14 protein-coding genes are annotated in these 15,631 nt (G+C 71.7%); 3 read left to right on the forward strand and 11 right to left on the reverse strand.

Annotated features, from left to right (window positions below; genetic code table 11):
* Positions 1-57: 57 nt before the first annotated feature.
* The 3 genes from GA0074694_RS26925 to GA0074694_RS26935 all read right to left on the reverse strand — a co-directional run bounded on the left by GA0074694_RS26925 (position 58) and on the right by GA0074694_RS26935 (position 3,161).
* On the reverse strand, positions 58-1,002 hold the full coding sequence (locus GA0074694_RS26925; protein WP_091462774.1) for an acyl-ACP desaturase: 945 nt from the start codon (positions 1,000-1,002) through the stop codon (positions 58-60).
* 72 nt (positions 1,003-1,074) lie between these two features.
* Positions 1,075-2,406 carry a histidine--tRNA ligase gene (gene hisS, locus GA0074694_RS26930; RefSeq protein ID WP_091462775.1) on the reverse strand — a complete coding sequence of 444 codons (1,332 nt, stop codon included), beginning with the start codon at positions 2,404-2,406 and terminating at the stop codon, positions 1,075-1,077.
* Positions 2,407-2,447: 41 nt separating this feature from the next.
* Complete coding sequence (locus GA0074694_RS26935; protein ID WP_091462776.1) at positions 2,448-3,161, reverse strand: MBL fold metallo-hydrolase; 714 nt, start codon at positions 3,159-3,161, stop codon at positions 2,448-2,450.
* 249 nt (positions 3,162-3,410) lie between these two features.
* Here GA0074694_RS26935 and GA0074694_RS26940 point away from each other — a divergent pair, with 249 nt between their 5' ends.
* Positions 3,411-4,298, forward strand: a complete 888-nt coding sequence (locus GA0074694_RS26940; protein WP_091462777.1) for a peptidylprolyl isomerase — start codon at positions 3,411-3,413, stop codon at positions 4,296-4,298.
* Between the two features lie 58 nt (positions 4,299-4,356).
* Positions 4,357-5,187 carry a peptidylprolyl isomerase gene (locus GA0074694_RS26945; protein ID WP_245714928.1) on the forward strand — a complete coding sequence of 277 codons (831 nt, stop codon included), beginning with the start codon at positions 4,357-4,359 and terminating at the stop codon, positions 5,185-5,187.
* 87 nt (positions 5,188-5,274) lie between these two features.
* On the opposite strand, the gene GA0074694_RS26950 is transcribed toward GA0074694_RS26945, so the two are convergent.
* The 8 genes from GA0074694_RS26950 to ruvC form a co-directional block, all read right to left on the reverse strand.
* Positions 5,275-7,755 carry a RelA/SpoT family protein gene (locus GA0074694_RS26950; protein ID WP_176738202.1) on the reverse strand — a complete coding sequence of 827 codons (2,481 nt, stop codon included), beginning with the start codon at positions 7,753-7,755 and terminating at the stop codon, positions 5,275-5,277.
* A gap of 270 nt (positions 7,756-8,025) precedes the next feature.
* Positions 8,026-8,589 (reverse strand): adenine phosphoribosyltransferase, encoded by a 564-nt coding sequence (locus GA0074694_RS26955; protein WP_091462779.1) that lies wholly within the window; start codon positions 8,587-8,589, stop codon positions 8,026-8,028.
* Between the two features lie 106 nt (positions 8,590-8,695).
* Entirely contained in the window at positions 8,696-9,883 is a 1,188-nt protein-coding gene (gene secF, locus GA0074694_RS26960; protein ID WP_091462780.1) for a protein translocase subunit SecF, read from the reverse strand.
* Position 9,884: 1 nt separating this feature from the next.
* Complete coding sequence (gene secD, locus GA0074694_RS26965; RefSeq protein ID WP_176738133.1) at positions 9,885-11,780, reverse strand: protein translocase subunit SecD; 1,896 nt, start codon at positions 11,778-11,780, stop codon at positions 9,885-9,887.
* Between the two features lie 216 nt (positions 11,781-11,996).
* Positions 11,997-12,341: a preprotein translocase subunit YajC gene (yajC, locus tag GA0074694_RS26970; RefSeq protein WP_091462782.1), complete on the reverse strand. Its 345-nt coding sequence runs from the start codon at positions 12,339-12,341 to the stop codon at positions 11,997-11,999.
* 136 nt (positions 12,342-12,477) lie between these two features.
* A complete protein-coding gene (gene ruvB, locus GA0074694_RS26975; protein ID WP_091462783.1) occupies positions 12,478-13,542 on the reverse strand; it encodes a Holliday junction branch migration DNA helicase RuvB in 1,065 nt (354 codons plus the stop codon).
* Positions 13,539-14,141, reverse strand: coding sequence for a Holliday junction branch migration protein RuvA (ruvA, locus tag GA0074694_RS26980; protein ID WP_091462784.1), 603 nt, complete (start codon positions 14,139-14,141; stop codon positions 13,539-13,541). The genes ruvB and ruvA overlap by 4 nt, the downstream gene beginning before the upstream one ends.
* Entirely contained in the window at positions 14,138-14,665 is a 528-nt protein-coding gene (ruvC, locus tag GA0074694_RS26985; protein WP_091462785.1) for a crossover junction endodeoxyribonuclease RuvC, read from the reverse strand. Before ruvC ends, ruvA begins: the two co-directional genes overlap by 4 nt.
* A gap of 172 nt (positions 14,666-14,837) precedes the next feature.
* Here ruvC and GA0074694_RS26990 point away from each other — a divergent pair, with 172 nt between their 5' ends.
* Complete coding sequence (locus GA0074694_RS26990) at positions 14,838-15,620, forward strand: 3-hydroxybutyrate dehydrogenase (RefSeq protein ID WP_091462786.1); 783 nt, start codon at positions 14,838-14,840, stop codon at positions 15,618-15,620.
* Positions 15,621-15,631 lie beyond the last annotated feature (11 nt).

Consider the following 15,631-nt stretch of genomic DNA (forward strand, 5'->3'; position numbering starts at 1 on the left):
TGCCCGGCGCGCCGGCGGCCCCGCCACCGAGGGGCTGACCCACCGGCGCGCGACGGGTCAGGACGAGGCGGCGAGACGGGCGGCGCGGGCCGCGCGCCGCTCCTCGAACCGGGACGCCTGGCGCTCCAGCGTGTCGAGCTGGGCGGCGATCTGGTCGCGGGCCGCCTCGCCGTCGGCGTCGAGCCCGGAGACGTTGAACACGTCCCACTGCCGCAGCACCGGGACCACCACGTCGTCGCGGTGCTGACGCAGGTCGTAGATGCCGGCGAGGGCGATCGCCACCGACTTGCGGGCGAAGCCGTCGATGCCGGCACCGGGCATCTGGAAGTCGGCCAGCACGTCGGCCACCGCGCGCATCGCCTGCCCCGGGGCCAGCTCGAACGCCGCGGCGAGCAGGTTGCGGTAGAAGACCATGTGCAGGTTCTCGTCGGCGGCGACCTTGGCCAGCAGCGCCTCGCACGCCGGGTCGCCGGTCACCCGTCCGGTGTTGCGGTGCGAGATCCGGGTCGCCAGCTCCTGGAACGACACGTACGCCAGCGTGTGCAGCACCTCGCTGTCGTGGGCGTTGGAGTAGCCGGCCGTCATGTGCGTCATCCGGGCCCGTTCCAGGGCCACCGGGTCGACCGCCCGGGTCACCGTCAGGTAGTCCCGGATCGCGGTGCCGTGCCGTCCCTCCTCTGCGGTCCAGCGCCCCACCCAGGTGCCCCAGGCCCCGTCCGGGCCGAACAGCGTGGCGATCTGGTGGTGGTACGAGGGGAGGTTGTCCTCGGTGAGCAGGTTGACGACCAGCGCCGTGCGCGCCACCTCCGACATCGTCGAGTCCGACTCCGACCAGGCGTCGCCGCCGAGCGGGCCGTCGAAGGTGCGCCCCTCGCTCCACGGCACGTACTCGTGCGGGAACCACTCCTTCGCCACGCTCAGGTGGCGGTTCAGGTTCTTCTCGACGACGGGCTCGAGCTCGAGGAGCAGGGCGGTCTGGCTGAGAGCGGTGCTAGCGGTCACGGGTTCTCCCTACGGTGGCGTAACCTACGCCACCGTAGGGACTCTATCGCGTACGCGCCAGTAACGTCCCGGCTAGCTGACCAGCGGTTTGAGGTCGGCCCGTGGCGGGGTCCACTCCCCCGCGTCGGCGGTCACCTGCTCGCCCGAGCGGATGTCCTTGACCTCGTCCGGAGCCCCGTCGACGCCCGGGAACCAGACGTACGGGATGCCGCGTCGCTCGGCGTACCGGATCTGCTTGCCGAACTTGGCGGCGGTCGGCGACACCTCGCACGGGACGCCGCGCCCGCGCAACGCCTGGGCGATCCGGTCGGTCTCCGCCCGTCGTTCCTCGGTCGGCACCGCCACCAGCACACACGTCGGCACACTCCGCGAGACGGTGAGCCGGTCCGCCCCGAAGAGCAGGCCGAGCAGGCGACTCACCCCGATCGAGATGCCCACCCCGGGGAACCGGCTCGCACCCGAGCTGGCCAGGTTGTCGTACCGGCCGCCGGAGCAGATCGAGCCGAACTTCTCGAAGCCCTGCAACTGGGTCTCGTAGACGGTGCCGGTGTAGTAGTCCAGCCCGCGCGCGATGCGCAGGTCGGCCACGCAGAGACCGGGCGCGTGCGCGGCCGCGGTCTCCACCACCCGGGTCAGCTCCTCGATGCCCTCGTCGAGCAGCGGGTGGGACACCCCGAGGGCGCGCACCTGCGCGGCGAACGCCGCGTCCGGCGCGGAGATCCGGGCCAGGGCCAGGCACGCCCGGGCCTGGGTCTCGCTCGCCCCCGCGGTGTCGCCGAGCAGTTCCGCCACCCGGTCGGGGCCGATCTTGTCGAGCTTGTCCACCGCGCGCAGCGCCGCCTCCGGGTCGGTCAGGCCGAGGCCCAGGTAGAAGCCCTCACAGACCTTGCGGTTGTTCACCTGGATCCGCACCGGCGGAATCGGCAGGCCGCGCAGGGCGTCCCCGATCACCAGCGGCATCTCCGCCTCGTGGTGCGCGGCGAGGGTGTCCCGGTCGACGATGTCGATGTCGGCCTGGAGGAACTCGCGGTAGCGCCCCTCCTGCGGCCGTTCCCCCCGCCACACCTTCTGGATCTGGTAGCGGCGGAACGGGAACTGGAGCCGGCCGGCGTTCTCCAGCACGTAGCGGGCGAACGGCACGGTCAGGTCGAAGTGCAGGCCGAGGGTGTCGTCGGCGGCCGGGGCGGTGCCCTCCTCCTCGTGCAGCCGCCGGATCACGTAGACCTCCTTGGAGGTCTCCCCCTTGCGCAGCAACTGGTCCAACGGCTCGACCGCGCGGGTCTCCAGCGGGGCGAAGCCGTACAGCTCGAAGGTGTCGCGGAGCCGGTCGAGGACGTACTGCTCGATCATGCGTTGCGACGGCGTCCACTCCGGGAAGCCGGAGATGGGCGTGGGCCTGCTCATTGGGTGCTCCTTGACCTCCCGCGCGTCGCGCGGGTGCGGGACTACCAGCCTCGGGTGGGTGCGACGGGGCTCGCGCCGCCACCCGCCTCGATGAGGTACGGGTTGCTCAGGCGCTCGCGACCGATGGTGGTGGCGGGGCCGTGGCCGGGCAGCACGACGGTGTCGTCGGCCAGCGGGAGGATCTTCTCCCGGAGGCTGGTCACCATCGCGGGCATGCTGCCGCCCGGCAGGTCGGTGCGACCGATCGAGCCGGCGAAGAGCACATCACCGGAGAGGCAGATCTGCTCGGCCTCCCAGGGTGAGCCGACACCGGGCATCCGGAACAGCACCGACCCGCCGGTATGGCCCGGGGCGTGGTCGACGGTGATCTCCAGACCGGCCAGGGCCAGGGTCGCGCCGTCGGTCAGCTCGGCGACGTCCTCCGGTTCGGTGTACGGCAGGCGACCGCCGAAGAGCTGGCGCAGGTCCATGGAGAGGCCCTTGGCCGGGTCGGCGAGCAACTCCCGGTCGTCCGGGTGGACGTACGCGGTGATGCCGCGCGCTCCGCAGACCGGGGCGACCGAGAAGGTGTGGTCGAGGTGCCCGTGGGTGAGCAGGACGGCGGCCGGATGCAGGCGGTGCTCGGCGAGCAGCGCGTCGAGGCGGTCGAGCACGCCGATGCCCGGGTCGACCACCACGCACTGCTCCCCCGGCGCGGTGGCGACCACGTAGCAGTTGGTGCCGAAGGCGTCCGCGGGAAAGCCGGCCACGAGCACGTCCGCTCCCCTTTCTCGTCGAGGCGTTACCGCTTCGCAGCCTAGCGGCGCGGGGCTGCGCGGACACCCCGGGTGGGCGGGGCCGTACGGCCAGTGAAAGATGACGATAGAACCCTTGGCCGACCTGGTACACCACATTCCCAGCCGGTACCCGTACACTCTGGCGGGCGTGTGGCGTGGCGCACTTGCGCCCGGCGGTGCCCGGCGCCCGTCCGCCATGACGACCAGGGTAGAGGAAGGGGAGCGCGGGTGGCTTCCAGCAGGGACCGGCAGCGCAAACTCGCACGGGAGAAGCTCGACCGGCAGATGGCCCGCCGGGCCGCCCGCGCCAAGCGCCGCCGCCAGATCCAGGCGGGTGTCGGCGCTTCAGTGGTGCTCGCCCTCGTCGTGGTCGGTTCGGTCTGGGCGCTCGGCGGCTTCGACCGGGACCCGGAGGAGAACCGGGCCGAGCCGGACGTGTGCGCCTGGACGCCGCAGAACGCCGAGGGCAACGGCGACCTCAAGGACGTCGGGACCCCGCCGACCAAGGGTCTGCCCACCTCCGGCACCCGCCCGATGACGGTGACCACCAACCAGGGTGCCCCGATCACCGTCGAACTGGACCTGGCCGGCGCGCCGTGTGCCGCCGCGAGCATCGCCCACCTGGCGGGCCGCTCGTTCTACGACAACACCAAGTGCCACGAGATCACCGCCGAGGGGGCGCTGCGCTGCGGCGACCCGAGCGGCAGTGGACTCGGCGGCCCGACCTACTCGTTCTACGACGAGAACGTCCCCGACACGCCGTCGCCCAGCCCGGCCGCGGACCAGCCGCCCGCGTACCCGAAGGGCACCGTGGCGATGATCGCCAGCCCGCCGGGTGCCAACAGCAGCCAGTTCCTGATCTTCTTCAAGGACTTCGACCCGACGGAGCCGGCGTACTCGGTCATCGGAAAGGTCACCGGCGGGCTCGACGTGGTGGAGAAGGTCGGCGCCCTGGAGACCGTGGACAATGGGTCGGGGGCGAAGGTCAAGCCGAAGACCGACGTGGTGATCCAGAGCCTGACCGTCGGCGAGCCGGCAACGACGCCGGCGGTGACGCCGGCCCCCGCTCCGAGCAGCCCGGCCGCTGCGCCGTCGGCGACTCCGAGCGACGGCTGACCGCCGGCCCACACCACATCTGCGGCAACTGACCGCCGGAACATGACGAGGAGTGACCGTGACGTCCACCAGAGAGCGGCAGCGCGCGGCGGCGCGGGCCCGACTCGAGCGGGAGATGGCCGAGCGCGCGGCCAAGGCCCGCAAGCGCCGGCAGATGCAGGCGATCGTCGGGGCGGGGGCGGCCCTGCTGCTCGTGGTCGCCGGCACGGTGTGGCTCGTGACGAGCCTGGGCGACGACGAGACCGACACCACGGCCACGTCCGGCACCGCCCTCTGCGTCTGGAACGAGTCGCCGGCCGAGCAGCGGACGCCGCAGACCAAGGATGTCGGCCTGCCCGGCACGCAGCAGCCGAAGGTCGGCACCCAGACCATGACGATCGACACCAACCTGGGGCCGATCACCGCCAAGGTCAATCTCGCCGACACGCCCTGCACGGCGGCCAGCTTCACCCACCTGGCCAGCAAGAACTTCTTCGACAACAGCAAGTGCCACCGGCTGGTCACCGAAGGGCTGAAGGTGTTGCAGTGCGGTGACCCGAGCGCCACCGGCAAGGGCTGGCGGGAGACCGACGGCACCGGCGGCCCGCACTACCGCTTCGCCGAGGAGAACCTGCCCACCGACAAGCGGCCGCCGTACCCGGAGGGCGTCATCGCGATGGCCAACTCCGGTCAGCCGGGCAGCACGGGCAGCCAGTTCTTCATCGTGTACGGCGACTCGCAGCTCGACGCGAACTACACGGTGCTCGGCACGATCACCTCGGGGATGGACATCGTCAAGCAGGTCGGCGCGGCCGGGCACGACAACGCCTTCGGCCAGCAGGCAGGTGGTGGCCACCCGAAGAAGGAGGTCGTCATCAAGAAGCTGACCATGAGCGCGGTCCAGGGCTGACGCAGCCTCCGCTCCGCCACGAGAACGCCCGCCGGCCCCGCCGGCGGGCGTTCCGCGTACGCCCGCCGGCAGGGCCGGGACGCAGGGTCAGGCGCCGGATGTCACCCGGTACGCGTCGAAGACTCCGTCGACCTTGCGGACGGCGGCCAGCAGGTGACCGAGGTGCTTCGGGTCGGCCATCTCGAAGCTGAACCGGCTCACCGCCACCCGGTCCCGGGTGGTGGTGACGGTGGCGGAGAGGATGTTCACCCGCTCCTCGGAGAGCACCCGGGTCACGTCGGCGAGCAACTTGTGCCGGTCGAGGGCCTCGACCTGGATGGCGACCAGGAACGTGGAGGCGGAGGTGAGCTTCCAGCTCACCTCGACCACCCGCTCCTGCTGCTCCTTGAGGTCCTCGGCGTTGGCGCAGTCGTCCCGGTGCACGCTGACCCCGCCGGAGCGGGTGACGAACCCGAAGACCGCGTCCGGCGGGACTGGCGTGCAGCAGCGGGCCAGTTTGATCCAGACGTCGCTGACGCCCCGGACCACCACCCCGGGATCGTGGCTGCTGGCCCGGTTGCGCGGTGGACGGGTGGCGACGGCGGTCTCGGCGATGTCCTCGACCGCGCCCTCCTCGCCGCCGTACGCGGCCATCAGCCGCTGCACCACCGACTGCGCGGAGACCTGGCTGTCCCCCACGGCGGCGTAGAGCGAGGCCACGTCGGCCAGGTGCAGGTCCCGGGCGATCGTCATCAACGCGTCCGAGGTGAGCATCCGCTGCAACGGCATGCCCTGCTTGCGCATCGCCTTCACGATCGAGTCCTTGCCGGCCTCGATCGCTTCCTCGCGCCGCTCCTTGTTGAAGTACTGCCGGATCTTCGTCCGCGCCCGGGGGCTCTTGACGAAGCCGAGCCAGTCCTGCGTCGGGCCGGCGGTGTCGGACTTCGAGGTGAAGATCTCGATCACGTCGCCGTTGGAGAGCGCCGACTCCAACGGCACCAGCTTGCCGTTGACCCGCGCCCCGATGCACTTGTGCCCCACAACGGTGTGCACCGCGTACGCGAAGTCCACCGGCGTCGAGCCCGTCGGCAGCGGGATGACGTCGCCCTTGGGGGTGAAGACGTACACCTCCTGGCTGGACAGGTCGAAGCGCAGCGCGTCGAGGAACTCACTCGGGTCGGCCGCCTCCCGCTGCCAGTCCAGCAGCTGCCGCAGCCAGGTCATCTCGTCGATGTGCGCGGGCGGGCCGACGATCTGGGTGCCCTTGTGCTCCTTGTACTTCCAGTGCGCCGCGATGCCGAACTCGGCGGTGCGGTGCATGGCGTACGTGCGGATCTGCATCTCGACCGGCTTGCCGGTCGGCCCGATGACCGTCGTGTGCAACGACTGGTACATGTTGAACTTGGGCATCGCGATGTAGTCCTTGAACCGGCCCGGCACCGGCTGCCAGTTCGCGTGGATCACACCCAACGCGGCGTAGCAGTCCCGCACCGTGTCGACCAGGATCCGCACGCCGACCAGGTCGTAGATGTCGTTGAAGTCCCGCCCCCGCACGATCATCTTCTGGTAGATCGAGTAGAGGTGCTTCGGCCGGCCGGTGGTCTCCGCCTTGATCTTGGCGACCTTCAGGTCGGTCTGGACCTTCTGGGTCACCTGGCGCAGCAGCGCCTCCCGCTGCGGCTGGTGCTCCCCGATCAGGCGGTTGATCTCCTCGTACCGCTTCGGGAAGAGCGTGCCGAAGGCCAGGTCCTCCAGCTCCCACTTGATGGTGTTCATACCGAGCCGGTGGGCCAGCGGGGCCAGGATCTCCAGCGTCTCCTTGGCCTTCTGCTCCTGCTTGGGGCGGGGCAGGAAGGTGAGGGTACGCATGTTGTGCAGCCGGTCGGCGAGCTTGATGACCAGCACCCGGGGGTCCTTCGCCATGGCGACCACCATCTTGCGGATGGTCTCCGCCTTGGCGGCGTCGCCCAGCTTGACCTTGTCGAGCTTGGTGACGCCGTCGACCAGGAGCGCGACCTCGCCGCCGAAGTCGACCTTCATCTGGTCCAGGGTGTAGGCGGTGTCCTCGATGGTGTCGTGCAGCAGCGCCGCCACCAGGGTGGTGGTGTCCATGCCGAGGTTGGCCAGGATGGTGGCGACCGCGAGCGGGTGGGTGATGTACGGGTCGCCGGACTTGCGGTACTGCCCCGAGTGCCAGCGGGCGGCCATGTCGAAGGCACGCTGGAGCAGGCGGGCGTCGGCCTTGGGGTGGTTCTCCCGATGGGTGGAGATCAGCGGTTCCAGTACCTCGCTGACCTGCGACGTCTGCCAGGGCGCGTTGAACCGGGCCAGCCGGGCCCGGACCCGCCGGCCGGTGGGCGCGTCAGCCAGGGCGAACCCGCCGGACGTGAGGTCGGACGGGTCGTCAGCCATCAGCGGACCTGCCAGGGGAGGCGTCCCGTCGCCGTTGCGCGGCACCGGGGTCGCCGGGACTCCGACCCCGCCGGTGCCTGCCGGAGCACTGCCGCCGGGGAGCCGGGCCGGACCGACACCGGTCCGGTCGGTCGCCGAGCTGTCCGCGTCGCCTGTCGGATGCACCGTGCCCTCCACCGGAGGAACGACATCGTTGGACACCGGCCTCCTCACCCTTCGCCGGAACAGGCCGACCGTGACCGGTCGACCCGGGTACGCCGCCGACCTGGGCCGGCGGTCCTGCTCTGCTCGCGCCACCGTCGTCGGCCACCGCCTCCCGGCGGTTGCCGCGCTGGTGCCACCGGCGGGTCACCCCGCCCGGTCAGCAAAGGGCAATGCTACCCGTCGGGGACCTGGCGTGCCGCTCCCCCGGACGGCCCGCGCCGGGTCCGTCCGACGGCCGCCGGATCAAACGGTCAGCAGGGCATGGACCGGACGCGGGGCCAGCCGCTCCCGGCCGCCGAGGAAGGCCAGCTCCAGCAGGACGGTGAAGCCGGACACCGTGCCACCGGCCCGCTCGACCAGGTCGAGGGTGGCTCCGGCGGTGCCCCCGGTAGCGAGGACGTCGTCGACCACCAGGACGCGGTGGCCGGCGGTGAACGCGTCCTGGTGCACCTCCAGGGTCGCCTCGCCGTACTCCAGGGCGTACGAGGCCGAGTGGGTGGCCCGGGGCAGCTTTCCCGCCTTACGCACCGGCACGACGCCGACACCGGTGGCGTACGCGATGGCGGCGGCAACCACGAACCCGCGGGCCTCGATGCCGGCCACCACGTCGAAGGACTCCCGCCCGTGGTGGGCGATGATCCCGTCGACGACCTCACGGAAGACCGCACCGTCGGCGAAGAGCGGCATCAGGTCCTTGAACACGATCCCGGGCTTCGGGAAGTCCGGTACGTCGAGCACCCGACCGGCCACCAGCTCGGCGACGGCGGGACCGCTGTCCCCGCGTACCCCGGTGTGGGTCTGCGTCACGATTGCCCCCTAAACGGCACGGCGTCCTTCATGCTGTGCGCACAGCATGAAGGACGCCGCGACGTCGATCGTCGGCGGGTGGGGCGGTGTCGCCCCACCCGTTGGTTCAGCGGCGCTTGCCGCCGGGTCGGTTGCCCCCGCCGCCAGCGGGGCGACCGCCCCGCGCGCCGGTGGGCCGCTTGCCGGCCGGCCGGGCACCGACCTTCGGGGCCGAGCCCGCCAGCGCTGCGGCGTCCGCGTCGATCGGCTCCTCGCCGTCCTCGGCGGAGCGCGGCGTCCCCTTCGGGGTGATCTCGCCGCGGGCGATCGCGCCCCGGCGGGCCAGGATCCGCTTGTTGTGCGCCTGGATGCGGGGCTCCTGGTTCTTCAGCACCACCAGCAGCGGGGTGGCCACCAGGATCGAGGTCAGGAAGGCCACCGCCATACCGACGAAGAGCACCAGGCCGAGGTCCTTCAGGGTGCCCGCGCCGAGCAGGCCGGCACCGATGAAGAGCAGACCACCGACGGGCAGCAGGGCGACCACCGAGGTGTTCAACGACCGCATCAGGCTCTGGTTGACCGCCAGGTTGGCCGCCTCGCCGTACGTCTGGTTGTTGTTGGCGGTGATCCCCCGGACGTTCTCCTGCACCTTGTCGAAGACGACCACGACGTCGTACAGGGCGAAGCCGAGGATGGTGAGGAAGCCGATCACCGTCGAGGGGGTCACCTCGAAGCCGATCGCCGAGTAGATACCCGAGGTGAGCACCAGGTTGAGGAAGAGCGAGCCCACCGCCGCGGCGGCCATCCGCCACTCGAAGCGCAGGATCAGGTAGACCGTCACCAGCGCGACGAAGATGACCAGGCCGAGGACCGCCCGCGAGGTGACCTGGCCACCCCAGGCCGAGCTGACCCGGTTGGCGCTGATCTGGTCGGCGTTGAGACCGAACTCCTCGGCCAGGGCGACCTTGACCGCCTCGGCCTCCTCGGCGTCCAGCTCCGAGGTGCGCATCTCGTAGAAGTCGCCGCTCGGGCCGCCGACCTTCTGGGCCGTGACCAGTTCGGCGCCGCCACCGGCGCTGGCGAGCGCCTCCTCGGTGACGATCTCGGTGCGTTCCAGGGTGCCGACGCTCGCCGGGACCTGGTACGAGTTGCCGCCGCTGAACTCGATGCCGAGCTTGAAGCCGCTCACCAGGAAGCTGAGCACCGCGAGCAGGACGAGCACCCCGGCGATGCCGAACCAGAGCTTGCGCCGGCCGACGACGTCGAGACCGGCCTCGCCCCGGTACAGCCGGGTGGCCAGACCACTACGAGCCATCTCAGGCCTCCTTGACACGCGGGTTGCGGGCGGTCGGCTGGTCGGTGTCCTTGGCGGGGAGCACCCGGCCGAGGCCGCTGACCCGGGGCGACAGGAACGCCCGGGTACGGGCGAACATCGCCATGATCGGGTGCCGGAAGAGGAAGACCACCACCAGGTCGAGCACCGTGGCCAGCCCCAGGGCGAAGGCGAAGCCCTTCACCGCGCCGACCGAGACGATGTAGAGCACCACGGCGGACAGGATGGTGATGGCGTTCGCCGAGATGATCGTCCGGCGGGCCCGGACCCAGGCGCGGGGCACCGCGCTACGCGGGCTGCGTCCCTCCCGGATCTCGTCCTTGAGCCGCTCGAAGTAGATGACGAAGGAGTCCGCCGCCACACCGAGCGAGACGATCATGCCGGCGATGCCGGCGAGGGTCAGCGTGAAGCCGATCTGCCGACCGAGGAAGACCAGCGCACCGAAGACCAGCAGTGCCGACAGCACCAGGCTCAGGAAGATCACCGAACCGAGGAGCCGGTAGTAGAAGAACGCGTAGATGATGACCAGCAACATGCCGATGCCGGCGGCGAGCAGACCGGCCCGCAGGTGGCTCTCACCCAGGGTGGCGGAGACGTTCTGGGCCTCCTGCGGTTCGAAGGTCACCGGTAGGGCGCCGTAGCGCAACGTGCTGGCCAGGTCGCTGGCGGTGCTGTTGTTGAAGCTGCCGGTAATCTGCGAGTCACCGGTGAGCACGCCCTGGATCTCCGGGGAGGAGATCACCTTGTTGTCGAGCACCACGGCCACCCGGCACTTGCCGTCCTGGCCGAGCGCGGTGGCGTCGCAGGCCTGCCCCTCGTTGTTGAAGGCCTCCCGGGTCAGCGCGGTCCACTTCTCCTGACCGGAGCCGGAGAAGTTGAGGCTGACCACCCACTGGCCGGCCTGGTCCAGGGCGGGGTCGGCGTCCTCGACGTCGGTGCCCTCCACCTTGGCGATGTCGAGCAGGTACTTCGCGCCGGCCTCGCAGGCCACCGCCGTCTGCTTCGGATCGCTGATCGAGCCGGCCGGCCGCTTGTCGAGCTGCTCGCAGGTGATCGTCGGCACGTTGAACTGCATCTGCGCCGGAAGCACCGCGACCTCGCGCGAGGTCAGGGTGCCGAAGGGCTTGAGCCGCTCGGCCAGCGTCGGGTCGGCGCTGACGTCGGCCGGGGCCTGGAGGCCGCTGGCGGCCTGCCACGCGGCGGCGCCGACTTTCTGCTCGACGGCCTTGCGCTGCTCCTCGATGCCCTGCGGCACCGGCTCGGCGCTGGCGCTCGGCGAGGCCGGCGCGCTCGGGGCCGGGCTGGCGCTGGCGGAGGGGACGGGCGCCCCGCCGCCCTGGCCACCGGTGCTCGGCGACGCGGTGGCCTTCGGGGCCGCACTGCCGGACGGTGCCGGGGCGGCACTGCCGGACGGGGCGGGAGCCGGGCTGCCGGACGGGGCCGGGGTGGCCGGCGGCGGGGTGGCGGAGGCGCCGCTGCCGTCGGCGACCTTGAGCACCTTGCGGAACCGCAGCTCGGCCGCGCTGCCCACCTCGCTCAGGTCCCGGTTCTCACCGGGGAGCGAGATGACGATGTTCCGGTCGCCCTCGGTGACCACCTCGGCCTCGGCGACACCGAGCGCGTTGACCCGGTTCTCGATGATCTGCCGGGCCTCCTCGAGGCTCTCGGCGTTCGGCGGCCGGCCGTCGACCGTGTTGGTCGCCTCCAGCGTGAGCCGGGTGCCGCCGACCAGGTCCAGCCCGAGCTTGGGCTCGAGCCGGTCCTTCCAGCCACCGCTGGCACCGCCCGCGAAGAACACCAAAAGATAGAGGACGACGAAGATGACGCCGAGCACGGCGAGCTGCCGTCCCGGCCGCATCTGTCCCTGAGGTGGTGCCACGGTTGTCCTGTCTCCCTGCTGCGGTCGCGCCGCTGGTGGTAGGCGGCGAGGGTCAGGCCGGGTGTCCGGCCACACGTGTCGAGGGTGGACGTCGGTGCCGTCCCGGGCGGTCACGAAGCTGGCCGAGGCCCGTCGTCACGTCCGTCCGGGTCGCCACCGACGTCGACCTACTATCCACTTATTTCGATCCGCGCGCTGCCCCGTCGGGCCCGCGGGTCACTCCTTGACGTCGACGTCCTCGACGACCTGCTCGGCCGACTCGCTCCGGTCGGCCCGGCTGACCACCCGGGCGATGGCCGGACGGGCGTAGCGGGTCTCGACGCCGGGGGCGACCTCGAGCAGGACGGTGTCGTCGTCGACGCTGGTGACCGTGCCGTACAGCCCGCCGATGGTGACCACCTCGTCACCGAGGCCGAGCGCGGACTGCATCGCCTCGGCCTCTTTGCGGCGCTTCTGCTGGGGGCGGATCATCATGAAGTACATGACGCCGAAGAGCAGAGCGATCATGAGGATCGGCGTCAGACCGCCGGCTCCCCCACCGCCCTCTGCTGCGTAAAGCACGGTAAAGACCTTCCCATTGGCCACCGGCCCGACGGGGGGCGTCGGAGCGGAGGCATGTTCTCACGTCCTGTACAAACCGCGGCGAGTCTAATCCCTGCACCTGAGAACGCCGAACGCCGCACGGATCACGTTCGCATCACGGCTGATCGGGCTCGACGGAGAAGAGATCGGGCACGGGAGGGGTGCTGCTGCCAAATGTACCATTCGGCGGGTTACGCCCCAGATGGTGCCAGGCCGCCTCGGTCGCCACCCGGCCCCGGGGTGTCCGCGCCAGCAGTCCGGCCCGGACCAGGAACGGCTCGCAGACCTCCTCGACCGTGTCCGGCTGCTCGCCGACCGCCACCGCGAGGGTGGAGAGCCCGACCGGCCCGCCCCGGAACGAGTCGACCAGGGCGGTGAGCACCGCCCGATCCAGCCGGTCCAGGCCCAGGGCGTCCACGTCGTACACCCTCAGGGCGGCCCGGGCGGTCTCCAGGGTGACCACGCCGTCGGCCCGGACCTCGGCGAAGTCGCGTACCCGGCGGAGCAGGCGGTTGGCGATCCGGGGCGTACCCCGGGAGCGGCCGGCGATCTCGGCCGCGCCGTCGTCGGTGATCGGCACCCCGAGGATGCGCGCCGAGCGGTGCAGCAGGGTCTCCAGGTCCGCCGGGGAGTAGAAGTCGAGGTGGGCGACGAACCCGAAGCGGTCCCGCATCGGCCCGGTCAGCAGGCCGGACCGGGTGGTGGCGCCGACCAGGGTGAACGGCTCCACGTCGAGCGGGATGGCGGTCGCCCCGGGCCCCTTGCCGACCACGACGTCGACCCGGAAGTCCTCCATGGCGCTGTAGAGCAGTTCCTCCGCCGGCCGGGCGATCCGGTGGATCTCGTCGATGAAGAGGACGTCGCCCTCGGCGAGGCTGGTCAGGATCGCCGCCAGGTCCCCGGAGCGCTCGATGGCCGGGCCGCTGGTCACCCGGATGCCGGAGCCCAACTCGGCGGCGACGATGTTCGCCAGGCTGGTCTTGCCCAGGCCGGGCGGCCCGGAGAGCAGGATGTGATCCGGCGGGGAGCCGCGTCGCATCGCCCCCTTGAGCAGCAGGTCGAGCTGGTCGCGGACGCGGTCCTGGGCGATGAACTCGTCGAGCCGCTTCGGCCGGACGCTCACCTCCAGGTCCCGCTCCGCGTCCTCGACGTACGCCGAGACGAGGTTCCCGTCGCTCATCGGGTGCGGCCCAGCAGCCGGATCGCCTGCTTGAGCAGGACCGGCACCGGCGGGGTCGGGCCGTCCACGGTCTCCGCCACGGCGGCCACCGCCTGGTCGGCCTGGCCCGCCGTCCAGCCCAGCCCGACCAGCGCCTGACGGACCTGCTCGGGCCAGGCACCGCTGGTCACCCCGGCCGCGCCGTCCGGCCCGACGGCGACCGGGCCGATCCGGTCCCGCAGTTCCAGCACCAGACGCTCGGCGCCCTTCTTGCCGATGCCCGGCACCCGGGTCAGCGCGGCGGTGTCGCCGTTGGAGATGGCCTTGCGCACCGCGTCCGGGGCGTGCACGGCCAGCACCGCCTGGGCCAGCCGGGGACCGACCCCGCTGGCGGTCTGGAGCAGCTCGAAGAGCGCCTTGGCGTCGTCGTCGGCGAAGCCGTAGAGGGTGAGCGAGTCCTCCCGGACGACCAGGCTGGTGGCGAGCCGGGTCTCCTGGCCGACCCGCAGCTCGGCGAGGGTGCCGGGGGCGCACTGCACGGCGAGGCCGACCCCGCCGACCTCCACCACCGCGTGGTCCGGGCCGGTCGCGGTCACCGTGCCGCGCACGCTCGCGATCATCGTGCTCCTCCTCGTCGTACCCGGTCGGCGGCGGCGGCCAGCTTCGAGCGGGTGCCGCCACGCCAGATGTGGCAGATGGCCAGCGCGAGCGCGTCAGCCGCGTCGGCCGGCTTCGGCGGCTCGGCCAGCCGCAGCAGCCGGGTCACCATGGCGGTCATCTGCGCCTTGTCCGCCTGGCCGGAGCCGGTGATCGCCGCCTTCACCTCGCTCGGCGTGTACGTCTGCACGGGCAGCCCGGCCCGCGCTCCGGCGAGCACGGCGATCCCGCTGGCCTGGGCGGTGCCCATCACGGTGCGGACGTTGTGCTGGCTGAAGACCCGTTCCACGGCGACGCTCTCCGGCCGGTGCTCGGCAACCAGGTCGGTCAACGCGCGGTCCAGCAGCAGCAGCCTGCGCGGCAGCTCGTCGTCCGGGTCGGTTCGCATGACGTGGTACGCCACCAGGGTGCAGGGCCGCCCCGGCACGCCCTCGACCACGCCGACCCCGCACCGGGTCAGCCCCGGGTCGACGCCCAGCACCCGCACGCCGCCTCCTCCCCGAGCCCGCCGGCAGTACGTGTGTTCGACACCCTACTGCTCCCCGCCGACGGCCACCGTCGGGGACACGCCGGACACCGTCCGGGCCACATAGTCCGCCGGTGGAGTATGTGCGGGCCGCCCATGTGCCGCCGGGCACACAACTCGTAACTTCTGCGCCATGACGGCTGAACCCGTGGCGTTCACCCACGTAGTCCAGGTCGACCTCACCGGTCGTAGCGCACTGGTCACCGGTGGTGGCAGTGGTATCGGCCGGGCGTGCGCCCTCCGGTTGGCCGCGGCCGGAGCTGCGGTCCGGGTGGTGGACCGCGACGTCGAGACGGCCGAGGCGGTCGCCGCCGAGACCGGCGGCCGGGCCGAGGGTGTCGACCTGGCCGACCCGGAGGCGGTCGCCCGCCTGGACGCCACGGTCGACATCGTGGTCAACAACGCCGGCCTCCAGTACGTGGCACCGGTCGCCGAGTTCCCCGTCGAACGCTTCTCCCACCTGCACCGGGTGATGGTGGAGGCGCCGTTCGTGATCGTCCGGCGGGCGCTGCCGCACATGTACGCCCGGGGCTGGGGGCGGATCGTCAACATCTCCTCGGTGCACGGGCTGCGCGCCTCGCCGTACAAGTCGGCGTACGTCTCGGCCAAGCACGCGCTGGAGGGCCTCTCCAAGGTCGTCGCGCTGGAGGGGGCACCGCACGGGGTCACCGCCAACTGCGTCAACCCGGCGTACGTGCGCACTCCCCTGGTGGAGAACCAGATCGCCGAGCAGGCGGCCCGGCACGGCATCGGCGAGGACGAGGTGATCGACAAGATCATGCTGGCCCGCGCGGCGATCAAGCGGCTGATCGAGCCGGAGGAGGTCGCCGAACTGGTCGTCTACCTCTGCTCCCCACCGGCGGCGTTCATCACCGGATCCTCGATCGCCCTCGACGGGGGCTGGACTGCGAACTAGGGGTGACCAGC

The organism is Micromonospora inyonensis (assembly GCF_900091415.1).
Taxonomy (GTDB): Bacteria; Actinomycetota; Actinomycetes; order Mycobacteriales; family Micromonosporaceae; genus Micromonospora; species Micromonospora inyonensis.